Here is a 16,611-nt window from a genome sequence, read left to right on the forward strand (position 1 = left end):
CTCACTTGCCTGCTTTTTGCGCTTGACTTCACTTTCATTTTCTCTAGTATATGGACATGTAGACGTCCAAACGTCTATATCTGGAATTGCAAATTAATGCTGAAGTTGAGGAAGTAGAAATGGGTTTTCATCACGCACAACATGCAACATCATTAAACCAGAGCCTATCTGAGCTAAATGGTGACATTAACGTTTCTTTTGAATTTTTCCCGCCTTCAACTCCAGAGATGGAAAAGTTACTTTGGAACTCTATTCGTCGTTTAGAGCCATTAAACCCTAAGTTTGTTTCTGTAACTTACGGTGCCAACTCTGGCGTTCGTGATAGAACCCACGGCGTGATAGAACGTATTCAAAAAGAAACCGACTTAGTGGCTGCACCGCATTTAACGTTAGTTGACGCGAGTGACGAAGAGTTAAAAGAACTGGCTAAGCATTACTGGAACAGCGGTATTCGTGACATTGTAGCCCTTCGCGGTGACTTGCCAGAGGGAAGCGCAAAGCCAACGCGTTTTGCTAACGATCTTGTTCGCTTACTGCGCTCAGTTGCTGACTTTGATATTTCAGTTGCTGCGTACCCTGAGGTGCACCCTGATGCGAGCAATGCTCAAGCCGACTTGATCCACTTGAAAAAGAAAATTGATGCCGGAGCTAACCGTGCCATTACTCAGTTTTTCTTCGATGTAGAGTCATATTTGCGTTTTCGTGACCGCTGCGCGGCGGCAGGCATCGACGCTGAAATCGTCCCAGGCATATTACCTGTCACTAATTTCAATCAAACTAAACGCTTTGCGGCGATGACTAACGTTTCAATTCCAAGCTGGTTACACCGTCAATTTGAAGGCCTAGAAGATGATGCAACCACTCGTCAGATGGTTGGTGCTAACGTGGCGATTGATATGGTTAAAGTCTTATCTCGTGAAGGCGTTAAAGACTTCCACTTCTATACATTAAACCGTGCCGAACTCACCTACGCAATTTGCCACACGTTAGGGGTTCGTCCAGGTCAATAAACAGATAATTAATTAGAGCAATAAACTGAACCAATAGCCTAGGCTGTTGGTTTTTTTATGCTGTTTATGGATGGTATTAGAGCGTTAAGTTTTACAGCAAGCTTTCTCTGAGCTTTGTTATTCATGCATATGAAAGCTGTCTGCTCGCTATCACTTACTGGTGATAAGAGGCGGTGGCGCAGCATATTGCCGCACTCTAGAGCCTCGCTGTCATATTATTATGATATTTTTCAATCTACAGTGAGTAATCTTAGCTAAAGCTGCTACTGTTATTTATATAAAAAACAGTGAGGTATGATAATGAAAAGTGGATTAATAATGGCATCTTTACTGATGCTGAGCTCATCAACTTACGCTGCTATGCCGCCTTCGGCAGCGTTATGTGGTAGCTGCCACGGCCCGCAAGGTCAAGGCGTTGAGCCACTAGGGCCGAGGCTAGCCGGCCTTTCAGCAGACTATATTGTGAACCAAATAGTACTGTTTCAATCTGGTAAAAGACAAAATACGACTATGGCACCGATGGCGATGACAGTTCAAGGCCCAGCGATTAAAGAGGTTGCCGATTACTTTGCAGCGCAAGATGCTCCTGTAGTAACTCCGCACATTAGAGGGGAGATAGTGAGTTATACGGACACTACCGAGAGGCTCGTTTACCAAGGGGATTGGAGTCGTACTATTCCAGCTTGCGTGACTTGTCATGGGCCATCAGGTCTAGGCATTGCTGAGTTTCCACGTTTAGCTGGTCAACAGGCTTCTTACCTTAAAAGTCAGCTGTTAGCCTGGCAAAATGGTACGCGCAGTGGCGATCAGGATAACGTGATGGGCACCGTTGCTGATAAGCTCACAGCTGCCGAAATTGACGCATTAGCACAATATTTTGCCACATTGAAATAGGAGCAAACCATGAAAATAGCTCAATTAAGTTTGCTTTTACTCGCCTTTAATTTTGCTGCTCAAGCTGAAACGTTACCCGATAAGCAAGCAGAGCTTGATGCCTCAGCCAAAAAAGAGGGCCAGCAATACCTGGTTCCACGTCCTTTGACGAGTATTCCACAAGGCGCATTTGGCGACAAAGTTCGCCGAGGTTATCAGCTTTTTGTTAACTCACAACAGATGCGCGGCCAATATGTAGGTAATGAGCTTAATTGCTCAAACTGTCATATGGATGCGGGTCGTAAAGCGAACGCCGCTCCCATATGGGCAGCTTACTTTGCCTATCCTGCCTATCGTAAGAAAAACGACAAAGTGAATACCTATCAAGATCGTCTCCAAGGCTGCTTTACTTATTCTATGAATGGCAAGCCGCCAGCTTCGGGCAGCGAAGACTTAGTTGCCTTGTCTGCGTATTCTTATTGGTTGGGGATGGGGGGGCTAATGGATATGGCGGGTCTTTCTGCTAAGGTACCAGAGTTAAGTGATGCTGAGCTATTAAAGGGAGGTAAGCGCGATGATTTTCCATTCCCTGCGGCGGTCAAAAATGCGATGACACTTGAGCAGCGCGCCAATTTGCCAGGCAGAGCCTATCCTAAAATTCCGGCACCAGAGCAAGCTTACTCGCCCGAGCGTGGAAAAGCGGTTTACCAGGCTCACTGTCAGTCTTGCCACAATGTAGATGGTCAAGGCTATGAGACTGCAGGAGTGTATTCTCTACCGCCAATATGGGGGCCGCAGAGCTTTAATTGGGGCGCTGGCATGCATAGAGTAAATACTGCGGCTTACTTCATCTACGAAAATATGCCGTTTGGTAAGAGTATTCAGCTCACCAATCAACAAGCCTGGGATGTCGCGGCCTATATTAACTCTCATGAGCGGCCACAAGATCCACGTTTTAAAGGCGATATTGGCAAGCTGAAACAAGAGTACCATATGCACCAAGGTTACTATGGTCAGAGTGTTGATGGGCAAGCGGTACTAGGTAGCAAATCTTTTATCAATAACCCTAAAAAAGGCGAATAATACTCACCTTCAGCATTGCAGGGCTCGAGATTTGAGCCCGCTTTGACTTTGTATTATAGGGAGAGCACGATGCAATATAAAGTCAGTTGCCATTGCGGCGAAGTAGAGCTAGAACTGAATTTACCGGATGGCCTTGTAGACTTGCGCCGTTGTGATTGTTCTATGTGCCGCAGAAGGGGAGCGGTGGTTACGTCAGCATCACTCGACGGTATAACGATTATTAAGGGGGTTGAGAAATTATCGCTCTACCAGTTTAATACGTTAACGGCGAAGCATTATTTTTGTCGGATCTGTGGGATCTATACTCATCACCAACGCCGCTCAAACCCTAAGCAATTTGGTGTGAACGTGGCTTGTATTGAGGGGATTAACCCCTATAATCTTGGCGATATCCCGCTAATGGATGGAATTAACCATCCTGCAGACCGTTAACACTAGTGAGTTCACCTCAATGAGTCATCAAGCCCCACTCGATAGCGATAATCGCTGCCCTCTATGTCAGGGATTTAATCATTGTGCTGCGCAAACTGGTACAGGTATAGAGCAATGTTGGTGCAGTAAACAAGAGTTTCCAGATAAGCGTTTATTAACGCATATTTTAGCCGCGGATGAGCTGGCAAGTTTAACTGGAACTGATTGTATTTGTGAGTCTTGTCTGCTGAAGCTTAAAGCGCTGCAAGACAAAGACAGTCATCTCTATAAGAGAATCGATTAGCCCACTAGACCGATAGGGATCAATGAGGCACTATTTGCGATCTTCTATTCCTGCAACGAGCCATATCCCATGGATCCGCTTACTCAGCGCTCAGAGTTTAAACTCGGTTTTATCTTTATTTCAGTCGCCGTACTTTTTTGGGGCATTTTGCCGATAGCACTTAAGTTATCTGGTCAATTTATTGATGCCGTTACCTTAACGTGGTTCCGCTTTTTGGTTGCCCTAGTGGTCAGTTTTGCCATTCAATACTTCAGTGGCAGCATCAAACAATTTAAGGGGCTCGATAAGCGGTCTTGGCTCAAGCTGGTTCTGGCTGGTGTGTTGTTAATTTTTAACTACGTCTCTTTTGTTTACTCGCTTAAGTATCTGGCGCCTGGTTCTGCTCAACTTAACTTTCAAACTGCGCCTTTCTTTCTCGCATTTGGTGGTGTGTTATTTTTTAAAGAGCGCCTAAATGCGATACAACTTAGCTGCTTTGCCACACTGGCTTTAGGCATGTTGATGTTCTTTCATCCCTATTTAGGCTTTTCAAACTCTGACTTGTCAGGATCTGGGTCGTCAGAAGTATGGAAAGGGGTATTGATTGTTCAGTTTTCAGTGCTGTCTTGGGCTAGCTATGCGCTAATTCAAAAGTCGATGATTAAACGCTTATCGCCGAATAACATTCTCTTGTTTATCTACTTCTTTGGTATTTTTGCCATGGCTCCTTTTAGTGACTTAAGCCAGTTTGCTCGCATGAACTCTAGCGAATGGGCGATAGCCATCTTCTGTGCCATCAACACTTTGATAGCCTATGGCTGTTTTGGGCAATCGATGAAGTACTGGCCTACAGGGCAGGTGAGCGCCATGTTGGCACTAACTCCAGTACTCAGCTTAGGCTTAACGGCGGTGGTAGTGAGTTTAGGTTGGTGGAGCGATTTGATAAAAGGGGCATTTATCGACCCGTTATCGTTTACTGGGATAGTCATGATTGTCGTATCGGTGATTGCGGTGCAGCTGTCTCCCATCTGGCAAAAACACAGGGCGTTAAGGCAAGTTCAAGCAAGAGCTTAAGTTATTGAGATGATTAAGCTACTTTAAGGTGTGTGGCTTTTTTTGCTCTTTATAACGGGCTTGGGTTATTTGTGCTACCTAGAGACGTTAGGGTTTAAAACAAAAAAGGAGCCTAATGGCTCCTTTTCTTTATGTCTAGTTTGGCTGCAACAGAGGTTGCAGCTCGTTAGACTTATTCAGCGTCTTTTGGACCTTTACGGTGCGGCTTTCTGTCACCAGAAGGACGACGGTCACCAGAAGGTCTGTCGCCTGAAGGACGACGGTCGCTTGATGAAGTACGTGGGCGACGTGGTGGACGGCTATCGCCACCTGAAGTGTTTTCAAACTTCTCACCAGCAGCTTCACGGATGTTTAGTGGACGACCACAAACACGCACTTTCTTAAGGTGCTGTAACACTTCTTTTGGCATGCCATCTGGCAAGTCAATTGCAGTCACTTGGTCGAACAATTGGATTTGACCAATGTAACGGCTGTCGATGTTCGCTTCGTTAGCAACAGCGCCAACAATGTTACCTACACCAACACCATTGTCACGACCCACATCGATGATGTAACGACACATCTTAACATCTGGGTTGTCCTTCAATGAATCCGCTGCACCTAGGTTTGAAGGTGTTGGGCGAGACTCACGACGTGGACGGTCACTGCGATCACGTGGACCACGGTCATTGCGATCACGAGAACCACGGTCATCACGGTCACGTGAATTACGGTCATCACGGCTATCACGTTGACGCTCGTTCATTGTATGGAGTTGCAATGGACGATCTTTTTGCACTTGCTTAAGTAGTGCTGCAGCAAGTATGTCTGTATCGACTTCTAATTGCTGACAAAGTGTTGCCACTGCGCCTTTCATGAACTCTAAATCTTGAGAGATAATTTCAGCTACTTGCTCACCTAGGCGAGAAAGACGACGCTCAGTTACTGTCTCAGGGCTTGGTACGTCCATTGGAGCGATACGGCTGTTAGTTGCACGCTCGATAGTGCGTAGCATACGCATTTCACGGTGTGTAACAAAAAGAATCGCCATACCTGTACGACCAGCACGGCCAGTACGGCCAATACGGTGAACATAAGCTTCAGTATCATATGGGATGTCGTAGTTAACTACGTGTCCAATACGCTCAACGTCAAGACCACGTGCAGCAACGTCAGTAGCAATAATGATGTCTAGTTGGCCACGTTTAAGTTGGTCAATAGCTCGCTCACGTGCTTGCTGATTCATGTCACCGTGTAATGGTGAAGATGCATAACCGCGTGCTTCTAACTTTTCAGCTAGTTCAACACAGCTATTACGAGTACGTACGAAGATAATAATACCTTCAGTTTTTTCAACTTCTAAAACACGTACTAGTGCTTCAAGTTTGTTGTGTTGAGAAACCTGAACAAAACGTTGCTCGATGGTTTCAACTGTAGAAGTTGTTGCCGCGATTTTAACGTGAACAGGGTTATCTAAATATTTGTTAGCAACACGCTTAATTTGCTCAGGCATAGTTGCCGAGAATAGCGCTAGTTGGCGAGTCTTAGGCGTGTGCTCAAGGATCCATTCGATATCATCGATGAAGCCCATTTTTAACATTTCGTCAGCTTCGTCAAGTACCATTGCTTTTAATGTATCAAGCTTTAGTGTGCCACGACGCATATGGTCCATAACACGGCCTGGAGTACCAACGATGATTTGAGGGCCACGACGCAATGCATTTAACTGCTGTTGCATGCTTTGTCCACCGTAAATTGGCAGAACGTGTAGGCCTTTCATGTATTTTGCGTAGCTAGCGAATGCTTCAGCAACCTGAACGGCAAGTTCACGTGTTGGTGCTAGCACTAGAATTTGTGGTGCATTAGTATTTGGATCAATGCTGTTTAGCAAAGGAAGTGCGAAAGCACCTGTTTTACCAGTACCAGTTTGCGCTTGACCTAAAATATCTTTACTCGCCATAAGAGGCTCGATACTTGCGGCTTGGATCGGTGTTGGTTTTTCATAACCAAGATCGTCAAGAGCACGCACTAAAGACTCGTTTAGACCGAGTTCGCGGAAAGTTTTTTCATTGGATGACATGGGTTGTAGCCTTGTGGAATAGCAGAGCACTTGGAATGTGCCGATGTTTAAGACAGAAAATCAACCCCGTGTCGACTTCCCGCACTGAAAACGTATCAGTAAGCCGACTAGTATAGCAGGCTACAATTGGTAATACCAATTAATCCTTAGTTCTTTATCTAATTCCATAGCAAATAGTAGGCCAATTAAGTACTTGCGTTAACCAATAAATCATTCTTTGTTCACATTAGTGAGCATTTCTTAGCAGTAAGCTATCAATTTTTAGCAGTTGGTAGGCTGATTCACTAACAGATGCAATAAAGTTAACATCTAAATTATCGGCAGTATCGGTGGTTTGATGGTAATCGCGGTGTGCCGGTACACCAAAATATAGCCAAGGTATTCCAGCTTTATGCAGTGGGTAATGATCAGAGGCTCTTAAGAAGTCGAAGGCAATAGCCGAACCGTCGAAGGCTCTCGGGTGCTGGGTTCTAATGCACATCTGGTTATATTGTGTAATTGCGCTACGCATCTTAGAGAATGATTCGAAGCGGCGAGAGCCTTCAATATAGATGGCATCATGCCTGTTTGGACGACCTATCATATCCAAATTAATTGCTAGCTCAATCTGATTAATTTGTGGTGTGGTATCGGGCAATTTTAGCGCTTCGACCAAGGCATAGCCACCATAAAGCCCTGGCTCTTCTGCATCTGTTGCGACAAATAGCAAGTTCACCTCACTGCCTTGGCTCTTTGCTTGTTGTGCAAGCTGTAGTAAGCCTGCAACACCTGATGCATTGTCATCGGCGCCAGGGTGATAGCGATTAGCATCGCCACCTAAGTGATCGTAATGAGCAATAATAATCCGCCATTGCTTACTGCCATTATTGGCCGCAACGAAGCCTATCATGTTGATACCTAATTTATCGCTGAAGGAGCGGCGGTAGTGAAATGGATGTTGATACTGACCTTGCCAGGGGCTAAGGCCAATCTGTTGGTAGCGGTTTTGAATAAAGGCTCTGCTTAATGCCGCGCCTTGTGTTCCGGTTTTACGCCCAGACATTGCTGAGCTGGTCAGAGTGTTGATATCGGCGGAAATCGTTGCGGTATCGGCCCAATCGATTATTGGTGCTTTATTGCAACTTGGCTGGTTAGCACAAGAGATAAGCGTGATTGAAATCGCTATTAATAACAGTAAACGCAACATCCATTTGCCCTTAAGTATTAAACCAATATATTGAGATTAGCTTTTAAGGGCGCAACTAGCGACTAGATTTTTAGTTGCTGGACGACATTATTATTGGTTTGAGGTAGGTCGATAGCTTTAATTTTGTAAACAGGTACTTGGGAGAACAAGCGATGTTTTGCGCCAACGTTAACCAGAGACTCCTCTTTTAGATTACCTACGGGCACACGAGCAACGCTGCCGTCTGGCAGTGCTATAGTACTGGATTCTTGATCGCTACTTATCACTCGTGCCTTATGTAAAGTGCAGTTACCAAATAGGGGATCAATAACCGCGATAAGCAGTAGGCCAAGTGTAAACACTAGGCCTAAGCTTAAAAAAACAAGTCTAAAATGCATTTAGCGAGTCTGTAGTTCTTATGACTTTTGAAGCAATGGCTTCAAAAAGCGCGCGGTATGGGACTCTGTATGTTCAGCAACCTCTTCAGGTGTACCGGCAACTAAGATGGTACCACCGCCAGAGCCGCCTTCGGGGCCAAGATCGATAATCCAGTCTGCAGTTTTAATCACATCGAGATTATGCTCAATCACCACGATAGTGTTGCCATGAGATTTGAGTCTATGCAAAACATCCAATAAAAGTTGGATGTCGGCAAAGTGCAGTCCTGTAGTGGGTTCATCAAGAATGTACAAGGTTTTACCGGTATCACGTTTAGATAACTCTTTGGCGAGTTTAACGCGCTGAGCCTCACCACCTGACAGGGTGGTGGCGCTTTGGCCAAGACGAATATAAGACAAGCCCACATCCATCAAGGTTTGTAATTTACGGGCTACGGCTGGGATCGCATCGAAGAACGGACGCGCCTCTTCAACTGTCATCTGCAGCACTTCGTGAATGTTTTTACCTTTAAAGCGCACATCTAAGGTTTCGCGGTTATAACGCTGCCCCTTACAGTTGTCACATGGCACATACACATCGGGTAAGAAGTGCATTTCAACTTTAATTAAGCCGTCACCCTGGCAAGCTTCACAGCGACCGCCTTTGACGTTGAAAGAGAATCGACCCGGTTGGTAACCGCGAGTACGTGATTCCTGTGTTGCAGCAAACAGTTCACGAATAGGGGTGAAAATACCCGTGTAAGTGGCAGGATTTGAGCGCGGTGTGCGGCCGATAGGGCTTTGGTCTATATCGACGACTTTATCGCAGTGATCCATGCCGACAATGCTTTTATAGGGAGCGGGCTCATCGACCGTTGCACCATTAAGTTGCATGTGCGCAATCTTATAAAAAGTATCATTAATCAGAGTCGACTTACCCGAACCTGACACGCCAGTGATACAGGTAAACAAGCCGACTGGAATTTGCAGATCGACATCTTTAAGGTTGTTACCCGATGCACCAAATAGCTCAATCAATTTTTCAGGATCGTATTGAGTGCGTTCGGTCTTTATGTGAATCGTCTTTTCACCAGAAAGGTACTGACCAGTGATAGATTCTTTACAGTTGAGCAGATCTTGCAGCGTACCTTCGCCAATCACCTGGCCGCCATGCACACCAGCACCTGGGCCGATATCAATAACATGGTCAGCCATACGAATCGCATCTTCATCATGCTCAACCACGATAACGGTATTACCTAAATCACGCAGGTGAATAAGGGTTTGCAATAGACGCTCGTTATCACGCTGATGTAAGCCAATCGAAGGTTCATCGAGTACGTACATTACGCCCACAAGGCCTGCACCAATTTGGCTAGCCAGACGAATACGCTGCGCTTCACCACCTGAAAGTGTATCGGCAGAGCGTGAAAGGCTTAAGTAATTCAAGCCCACATTGACCAAGAAGCCTAAGCGGTCACGGACTTCTTTTAAGATTTTATCGGCAATCTGTGCGCGCTGACCGGTAAGTTCTAGGTTTTCAAAATAGTTCATGGCTTCGCCAATAGACCATTGAGTTAACACCGGTAAATTCAAGTCTTCAATAAACACGTTACGCGCTTCTTCACGCAGGCGTGAACCACCACAACTTTGGCACGATTGAGTATTAATGAACTTGGTTAGTTCATCGCGAACCGCGTTTGACTCAGTCTCACGGTAGCGCCTGTCCATATTGTTTAAAATCCCTTCGAAAGGATGATTTCTAACAACAACATCGCCGCGATCGTTAATGTACCTAAAAGCAATGCTCTGATTACCTGAACCATAAAGCACGATTTTACGCACATCATCGCTGAGCTGCTCAAACGGCTTTTCGATATCAAACTTATAATGGTCGGCTAATGAGGTGAGCATTTGGAAGTAATAGAAATTACGTCTATCCCAGCCTCTAATCGCTCCGCCAGCAAGTGACAGTTCAGTGTTGGTGATCACGCGTTCAGGATCGAAGAACTGTTGTACCCCAAGGCCATCACATGTTTGGCAGGCGCCTGCGGGATTATTAAACGAGAAGATCCTTGGCTCAAGCTCGGCCATTGAGTAACCACATACTGGGCAGGCGAAGTTAGCCGAGAAAACTTGCTCTTCAGGCTTAGCTTTACCTTCAACAGGATCCATGCAGGCAATTTTTGCTATGCCACCAGATAACTCAAGTGCCGTTTCAAACGACTCGGCTAAACGTTGCTTAATATCACCGCGGACTTTAAAGCGGTCAACGACCACTTCGATGGTGTGCTTAACATGAAGATCAAGCTCTGGTGGATCGCTTAAGTCACAGACTTCGCCGTCGATGCGAGCGCGAATATAACCTTGTGCTGATAGGCTCTCTAATAGCTTTACGTGTTCACCCTTGCGGTTATTAATTACCGGCGCAAGCAGCATTTGACGGCTGTCTTCAGGTAACTCAAGCACTTTATCAACCATCTGGCTAACGGTTTGAGCCGCTAGAGGCTTGCCATGAGTTGGGCAGCGCGGTTCACCTACGCGGGCAAACAACAGTCTTAAATAATCGTAGATTTCGGTAATGGTACCCACCGTTGAGCGTGGGTTATGAGACGTTGATTTTTGTTCGATGGAAATGGCAGGGCTTAAGCCTTCAATATGATCAACATCAGGCTTTTCCATCAAGCTCAAGAATTGACGTGCATAGGCTGATAATGACTCGACATAACGTCGTTGGCCTTCTGCATAAAGCGTGTCAAAAGCAAGAGAAGATTTGCCCGAACCTGACAACCCCGTGATGACAATTAGTTTGTCGCGAGGAATAGTTAGGTTGATGTTTTTAAGATTGTGGGTACGAGCACCACGTACTTCAATATTTTCCATCTAGCGTTCAGATCTCAAAGCCGAAAAAAGTGGTTAAGTATCTCACAAAATTGCCACAGGAAATAGACAGAACTGGCTATCAATTGTAGGAGTGAACCAAGATCTCTCTAAGAAACCGAGATAAAGGCATTAGGTATCAAAGCTTTCTGAAGTCTGTGTTTAAAAGATGGTTTGACTTTGCATCTTTGCTTTTTACTTTTGGGCTATTGAAAAACTTCGTGATAAACTGCGCGACCAATTTAAAGTCACTGATCAGGGCGGGGCCATGGCCAACAACGGACTTTCCAAAACAGAGAAAAAAGTCGCGTTTTCTTTAGCCAGTGTGTTTGGATTGCGAATGATGGGCTTGTTTATGATCATGCCTGTATTTGCACTTTATGGACAACACTTAGAAGGTTTTTCGCCTTTATGGGTGGGTATTGCCATTGGCGCATACGGTTTAACACAAGCGATTTTGCAAATCCCGATGGGGATCTTATCTGATAAATTTGGTCGTAAACCGATTATTTTAATCGGACTACTGATCTTTGCTCTTGGCAGTCTAGTGGCAGCCAATGCCGACACTATCTATGGCGTAGTGGCCGGGCGAGCCTTGCAAGGCATGGGGGCGATTGCCGCCGCTGTTTTAGCCTTGGCTGCAGATTTAACCCGAGATGAGCAACGCACCAAGGTGATGGCGATTATCGGCATGTGTATCGGCTTCTCGTTTGCCTTGTCTTTATTAGTTGGGCCCATTGTGGCGCAGCATTTAGGCTTGTCAGGCTTATTCTTTATGACGGCTGGGCTTGCGCTGTTAGGTATGCTTATCGTGCAGCTTTTAGTGCCTAACCCGATTTCGCAGGCCCCAAAAGGGGATACGGTTGCCGCGCCTGAAAAGCTGAAGCGTATGCTATTTGATCCGCAGTTATTTAGACTCGATGCCGGTATTTTTATTTTGCACCTGGTATTAACCGCTGTGTTTGTGGCGCTGCCGCTAGACTTGGTTGATGCGGGCTTAGCCAAAGAAGAGCACTGGATGCTCTATTTTCCAGCCTTTATGGGGGCATTTTTCTTGATGGTGCCGCTGATTATTATTGGGGTTAAGCGCAATAATACTAAAGGCATGTTCCAAGTCGCCCTCATTATCATGATGGTTGCACTGGGCTCTATGGCGATGTTTGCCAATAATTTAGTGGTATTAAGCATTGCTGTGGTGTTGTTCTTTACTGGTTTTAACTACCTTGAGGCATCGCTACCTAGTTTAATTGCCAAGTTTTGTCCTGTTGGTGATAAAGGCTCTGCAATGGGGGTTTATTCGACGAGTCAATTCTTAGGTGCATTTTGTGGTGGTTTATTAGGCGGCGGCGCCTATCAGCTGGTCGGTGCATCTGGAGTATTTGCGGTCGCATTAGGCTTAATGTGCCTGTGGTTTTTGTTGACCTTCGGAATGAAAAATCCAGTGCTACTCAAGAGTTACACATTAGAAGCCAATGTGAGCGATAAACAGAGTGCAGTGGTGATGGCTACTGAGCTGTCGGCATTGGCCGGTGTGTCAGAAGCTATCGTTGTACTCGAAGAGAAAGTGGCTTATTTAAAAGTAGATGACCATTTCGATTTGAGAGAAGCCAGAGCTGTGTTAGGCTCTGTCAATTAGTAAAAATTTAATGAATGTCGCAGGAGATTTCAATGGCTAGTCGTGGTGTCAATAAAGTAATTTTGGTGGGCAATTTAGGACAAGATCCTGAAGTACGTTATATGCCGAATGGCAATGCCGTAGCCAATATTACCGTGGCGACAAGTGAGTCTTGGAAAGACCAACAAGGTCAACAGCAGGAGCGTACTGAATGGCACCGTGTTGTGATGTTCGGCAAGTTAGCTGAAATCACTGGTGAATATTTACGTAAAGGCTCTCAAGTTTATCTTGAAGGCAAGCTACAAACACGTAAGTGGAAAGACCAAAGCGGACAAGATCGTTACAGCACTGAAGTTGTTGTCGATCAAAGTGGTAGCATGCAGATGCTAGGTAGTCGCAACCAAAGCGGTGGCGCTCCGGCACAAGGTGGTAACTCTGGTTATGGCCAGCAGCAATCACAGCAGCAAGGTGGATACGCACCTGCGCCGCAACAACAAGCTCCACAGCAGGGCGGTTATGCACCTAAGCCACAACAAGCACCTGCTCAGCAGAGTGGTTACCAGCAGGCTGCGCCGCAACAACAAGCTCCACAGCAAGGTGGTTATGCACCTAAGCCACAGTCTACTCCGGCTCCTCAGCAAGCGCCACAACAGCGCCCAGCACCGCAGCCACAGCAGAACTTCACTCCAGATTTGGATGATGGCTGGGACGACGATATCCCGTTCTAGATCCCAGTTATTATAGTTATGTAAGATTAACTAGTATAAGTACCCTAAACCCAGTCATTTGATTGGGTTTTTCTTTTTCTGACACTTTTATATAGATAAATATCCCTGAGCCCAGCAGAAATGCTGGGCTTTTTTTTGAACATTTATCATTGATTTAATACCTCGCGTTTCTACAAACGTACCTAAAAGTACTACGCCTTTTTTCTACCTTTGATATTCCAGTGGCAAACAGTCTCGTTTTGGGCATCAAAATAGATGGAATAGCTGCTAGTGTAGAAAACTCAAAATTATAGCAGCGGGATGGCGACGACTAAGTACGACTAAGTGTTGTTATCAGGTTTTCAAATGAGAAATTCTACCCAAGGGTTGCACTGGTTATGCGGAAAACAATTTCAATTCTTATACTGATTTTCTGCTGTACTTTCCCTGTCGCTGCTGAAGATAACGATATTGAAATTAGTGGCTTAGTTATCGATAGAACGCTCACCCGTTTTGGGAAAGATTTTAGCTTCTATTATTCAAGCTATTGGCGAGACCTGCCTTTTACTCAAGGTTTTAACGTCACTTTATATGAAACGGTCTTCCCACAAGCGGGTACCTTACTCACTCTAGAGGTGAATGGGATAACCATCTACAAAACCCATTTTGGACGTAGAGCGAGTCCAATAAAAGAAAGAGCAGAGCAGGCTATTTTACTCACAATCGATCATTTAGCTCGGGTTAGGGCAAATGCGATTACAGGAGAGTTGGCAGACGGTTCTGACGGATACTAGGATAACGATAATGAATAACAGGATGTTAATTCTCATAGGGCTGCTATTAGCGAGCCCTAGCCAAGCAACAGAGCTGGTTTATACACCAATTAATCCCAGTTTTGGTGGCTCTGCGCTGAACGGTTCTTATCTACTCAACAAGGCCAATGCGCAAAATGACCATACGGCCGGTACGAGCGAAAAAGATTTTGTCACCCGCTTTAAGGAGTCCCTTGAACGTAACATCATGAACACCATCACGCGTGGTGTGGCCAGTGGTGAAATCACAGATGGCACCTATGACACGGGCGATTTTAGAATTGAAGTTGCATCAATTGGTGGTGGCGTTATGTTGACGATAACTAACTTGCTTACGGGTGAAGTGACCGTTATTGAAATGCCGACATATGGAGGGTAACTGATGAAATCGTTAACCACGTTGATTGTTGCACTCGGTTTGGTCGGCTGTAGTCTTATTCCAAAGCCTGAACTGAATATTACCGAAGCTAAACTTAATCCAACTAGCGAAACCATGCAGGCTTTAATGGCAAAGCCTGGACCAAAGTATCCAATCCCGGTTGCGGTCTATTCTTTTAGGGATCAAACGGGTCAGTATAAGCCTCAGCAAAATGTCAGCTCATTCTCGACAGCTGTCACCCAAGGTGCCACGTCTATGCTGGTGCAAACATTGCTTGATTCAAAGTGGTTCACTCCGGTTGAAAGAGAGGGGCTACAAAACCTATTAACCGAGAGAAAAATTACTAAAAAACAACCTGTAAAGACGAAAAAAGACGAGGTGCCTCAGCTAACCAATGCTCGACTTTTATTAGAGGGCGGCATTATTAGTTATGAAACTAATATCAGTACTGGTGGTGCTGGAGTCGAGTATTACGGGATTGGCGCATCAGAAATGTATCGTGAAGATCAAGTGACCATTTATCTACGTGCTGTTGATGTACATACGGGTAAAGTCATGATGTCAGTGTCGACAACAAAACGAGTCTTTTCTCAGGAAATGCGTGCAGGGTTGATCCGCTTTACCAGCCTTAACCGCTTAGCTGAAGCGGAAGTCGGCTTTACAACCAATGAGCCGGTACAATTTTGTGTGCTACAAGCGATTGAATTAGCGGTATCGGAGCTTGTTGATAAAGGCGTTAAGATGGGCTACTGGACGGCCGCATAAGTATTTTATATTTTGTTAATAAATGCACTGCTAAGTGAGCAAGAAAACATTTTTCTTGCTCATCTTGCCTATCAATATTTCATATTTCATATTTAATATCCAATATTCAGTTTAATCTTCCGTGTATGATTTTATTTACAGGCTATATGCTTGTGCGTACCTGTTTTTGTGGCTATTTATTTCGTTGTGCGGTATTAATGTTGCAATCTTGTTGCTGACATAGGGGGTGGTCATGTTAGGGGTCTACTTTACTGACTGTCTATAGTGCAGGGAACTGGCAAATTCACGGAGAGAATTCAATGAGTAAAATCGATGAGTTAGTATTTATTCATCAGGTCGCATCGCCCTGTCACTTGGCTATTTTAGCCGAATCGATTGGTTTAAAAACCAGAGTAATCAAAAAGCCGTCAGATCTTGTGGTGGCTAAAGAATGTAATCGCTTCTATCTTGTTGCTCAAAAAGGTACAGCCCTTGATAGTAAAGGGATCCCTTTAGTTGCTGCTAGGCTCGTATCTCAGTATCCCATCGCTTTATACCAAGTTGAGCGCGACTCATTAGATCCTAAAGCTGCAATGCTGTTGGGAATTAAGGGCTTGTTGTATGCGGATCAGGGAATGGATCTACTATTAACTGGCTTGCGCAAAATGGTCGCCAATGAGCTGTGGTACGACAGAAAATTACTCAGTGAAATGTTTAATCACTTAGTTAAGCGTTTAGATAGTGGCTCTGAATCTTTGCAAGACACGGTGGTAATGCTACAAATGCTAACTGGGCGTGAAAGAACCATTATTCAGCTCGTATCAAGTGGAGCACGTAATAAAGAGATTGCTCATCAGCTTTGCATTAGTGAGCATACGGTTAAGGCACATATTTCATCGATTTTTAGAAAGACTCAGTCACGCAATAGGGTTGAGTTATTACGTTGGGCACAAACCTACCAAAGCCAATTCGAACTCTGCTCTTAATGCTTAGATAGTGGAATGTTACTTCTGGCTTAAATTAACACTGAAGTAATATATAAAAAGAAAGGGAGCCTAAGCTCTAATGCCGATCATTTAGCAGTTTATTGATCGGTTGACCGATCTTTATAAGATGGCAAAATCCGAGTGTTTTTAAAC

General features: G+C 45.0%; 16 protein-coding genes. 12 read left to right on the forward strand and 4 right to left on the reverse strand.

Annotation, left to right across the window (positions count from 1 at the left end):
- Positions 1-119: 119 nt before the first annotated feature.
- From metF to ACVBIK_RS17310, 6 genes are all read left to right on the forward strand, one after another.
- A complete protein-coding gene (gene metF, locus ACVBIK_RS17285) occupies positions 120-1,010 on the forward strand; it encodes a methylenetetrahydrofolate reductase (RefSeq protein ID WP_447161482.1) in 891 nt (296 codons plus the stop codon).
- Positions 1,011-1,328: 318 nt separating this feature from the next.
- The gene (locus tag ACVBIK_RS17290) at positions 1,329-1,904 is read left to right on the forward strand and encodes a c-type cytochrome (protein ID WP_447170175.1); all 576 of its coding nucleotides are present in this window, start codon (positions 1,329-1,331) and stop codon (positions 1,902-1,904) included.
- Positions 1,905-1,913: 9 nt separating this feature from the next.
- Positions 1,914-2,966: a c-type cytochrome gene (locus ACVBIK_RS17295; RefSeq protein ID WP_447170176.1), complete on the forward strand. Its 1,053-nt coding sequence runs from the start codon at positions 1,914-1,916 to the stop codon at positions 2,964-2,966.
- Positions 2,967-3,035: 69 nt separating this feature from the next.
- Positions 3,036-3,398, forward strand: a complete 363-nt coding sequence (locus ACVBIK_RS17300) for a GFA family protein (protein WP_447170177.1) — start codon at positions 3,036-3,038, stop codon at positions 3,396-3,398.
- 19 nt (positions 3,399-3,417) lie between these two features.
- The gene (locus ACVBIK_RS17305) at positions 3,418-3,681 is read left to right on the forward strand and encodes a cysteine-rich CWC family protein (RefSeq protein ID WP_447161486.1); all 264 of its coding nucleotides are present in this window, start codon (positions 3,418-3,420) and stop codon (positions 3,679-3,681) included.
- Between the two features lie 69 nt (positions 3,682-3,750).
- On the forward strand, positions 3,751-4,734 hold the full coding sequence (locus ACVBIK_RS17310; RefSeq protein WP_447170178.1) for a DMT family transporter: 984 nt from the start codon (positions 3,751-3,753) through the stop codon (positions 4,732-4,734).
- A 172-nt stretch (positions 4,735-4,906) separates the two neighbouring features.
- On the opposite strand, the gene ACVBIK_RS17315 is transcribed toward ACVBIK_RS17310, so the two are convergent.
- The 4 genes from ACVBIK_RS17315 to uvrA all read right to left on the reverse strand — a co-directional run bounded on the left by ACVBIK_RS17315 (position 4,907) and on the right by uvrA (position 11,218).
- Entirely contained in the window at positions 4,907-6,793 is a 1,887-nt protein-coding gene (locus ACVBIK_RS17315) for a DEAD/DEAH box helicase (RefSeq protein ID WP_447161488.1), read from the reverse strand.
- A 226-nt stretch (positions 6,794-7,019) separates the two neighbouring features.
- Entirely contained in the window at positions 7,020-7,979 is a 960-nt protein-coding gene (locus ACVBIK_RS17320) for a M28 family peptidase (protein WP_447161489.1), read from the reverse strand.
- A gap of 62 nt (positions 7,980-8,041) precedes the next feature.
- Complete coding sequence (locus tag ACVBIK_RS17325) at positions 8,042-8,356, reverse strand: hypothetical protein (protein WP_447161490.1); 315 nt, start codon at positions 8,354-8,356, stop codon at positions 8,042-8,044.
- An 18-nt stretch (positions 8,357-8,374) separates the two neighbouring features.
- The gene (uvrA, locus tag ACVBIK_RS17330; RefSeq protein WP_447164250.1) at positions 8,375-11,218 is read right to left on the reverse strand and encodes an excinuclease ABC subunit UvrA; all 2,844 of its coding nucleotides are present in this window, start codon (positions 11,216-11,218) and stop codon (positions 8,375-8,377) included.
- A 265-nt stretch (positions 11,219-11,483) separates the two neighbouring features.
- Here uvrA and ACVBIK_RS17335 point away from each other — a divergent pair, with 265 nt between their 5' ends.
- The 6 genes from ACVBIK_RS17335 to ACVBIK_RS17360 all read left to right on the forward strand — a co-directional run bounded on the left by ACVBIK_RS17335 (position 11,484) and on the right by ACVBIK_RS17360 (position 16,458).
- Positions 11,484-12,851 carry an MFS transporter gene (locus tag ACVBIK_RS17335; RefSeq protein WP_447161492.1) on the forward strand — a complete coding sequence of 456 codons (1,368 nt, stop codon included), beginning with the start codon at positions 11,484-11,486 and terminating at the stop codon, positions 12,849-12,851.
- Positions 12,852-12,883: 32 nt separating this feature from the next.
- Positions 12,884-13,558, forward strand: a complete 675-nt coding sequence (gene ssb, locus ACVBIK_RS17340; RefSeq protein ID WP_447161493.1) for a single-stranded DNA-binding protein — start codon at positions 12,884-12,886, stop codon at positions 13,556-13,558.
- 377 nt (positions 13,559-13,935) lie between these two features.
- Positions 13,936-14,331: a curli production assembly/transport protein CsgE gene (locus ACVBIK_RS17345; protein WP_447161494.1), complete on the forward strand. Its 396-nt coding sequence runs from the start codon at positions 13,936-13,938 to the stop codon at positions 14,329-14,331.
- A 10-nt stretch (positions 14,332-14,341) separates the two neighbouring features.
- Complete coding sequence (locus ACVBIK_RS17350; protein ID WP_447161495.1) at positions 14,342-14,728, forward strand: curli assembly protein CsgF; 387 nt, start codon at positions 14,342-14,344, stop codon at positions 14,726-14,728.
- Positions 14,729-14,731: 3 nt separating this feature from the next.
- Positions 14,732-15,493, forward strand: coding sequence for a CsgG/HfaB family protein (locus ACVBIK_RS17355; protein WP_447161496.1), 762 nt, complete (start codon positions 14,732-14,734; stop codon positions 15,491-15,493).
- Between the two features lie 299 nt (positions 15,494-15,792).
- On the forward strand, positions 15,793-16,458 hold the full coding sequence (locus ACVBIK_RS17360; RefSeq protein WP_447161497.1) for a response regulator transcription factor: 666 nt from the start codon (positions 15,793-15,795) through the stop codon (positions 16,456-16,458).
- Positions 16,459-16,611: the final 153 nt, after the last annotated feature.

Source organism: Shewanella sp. 125m-1, from assembly GCF_052977065.1.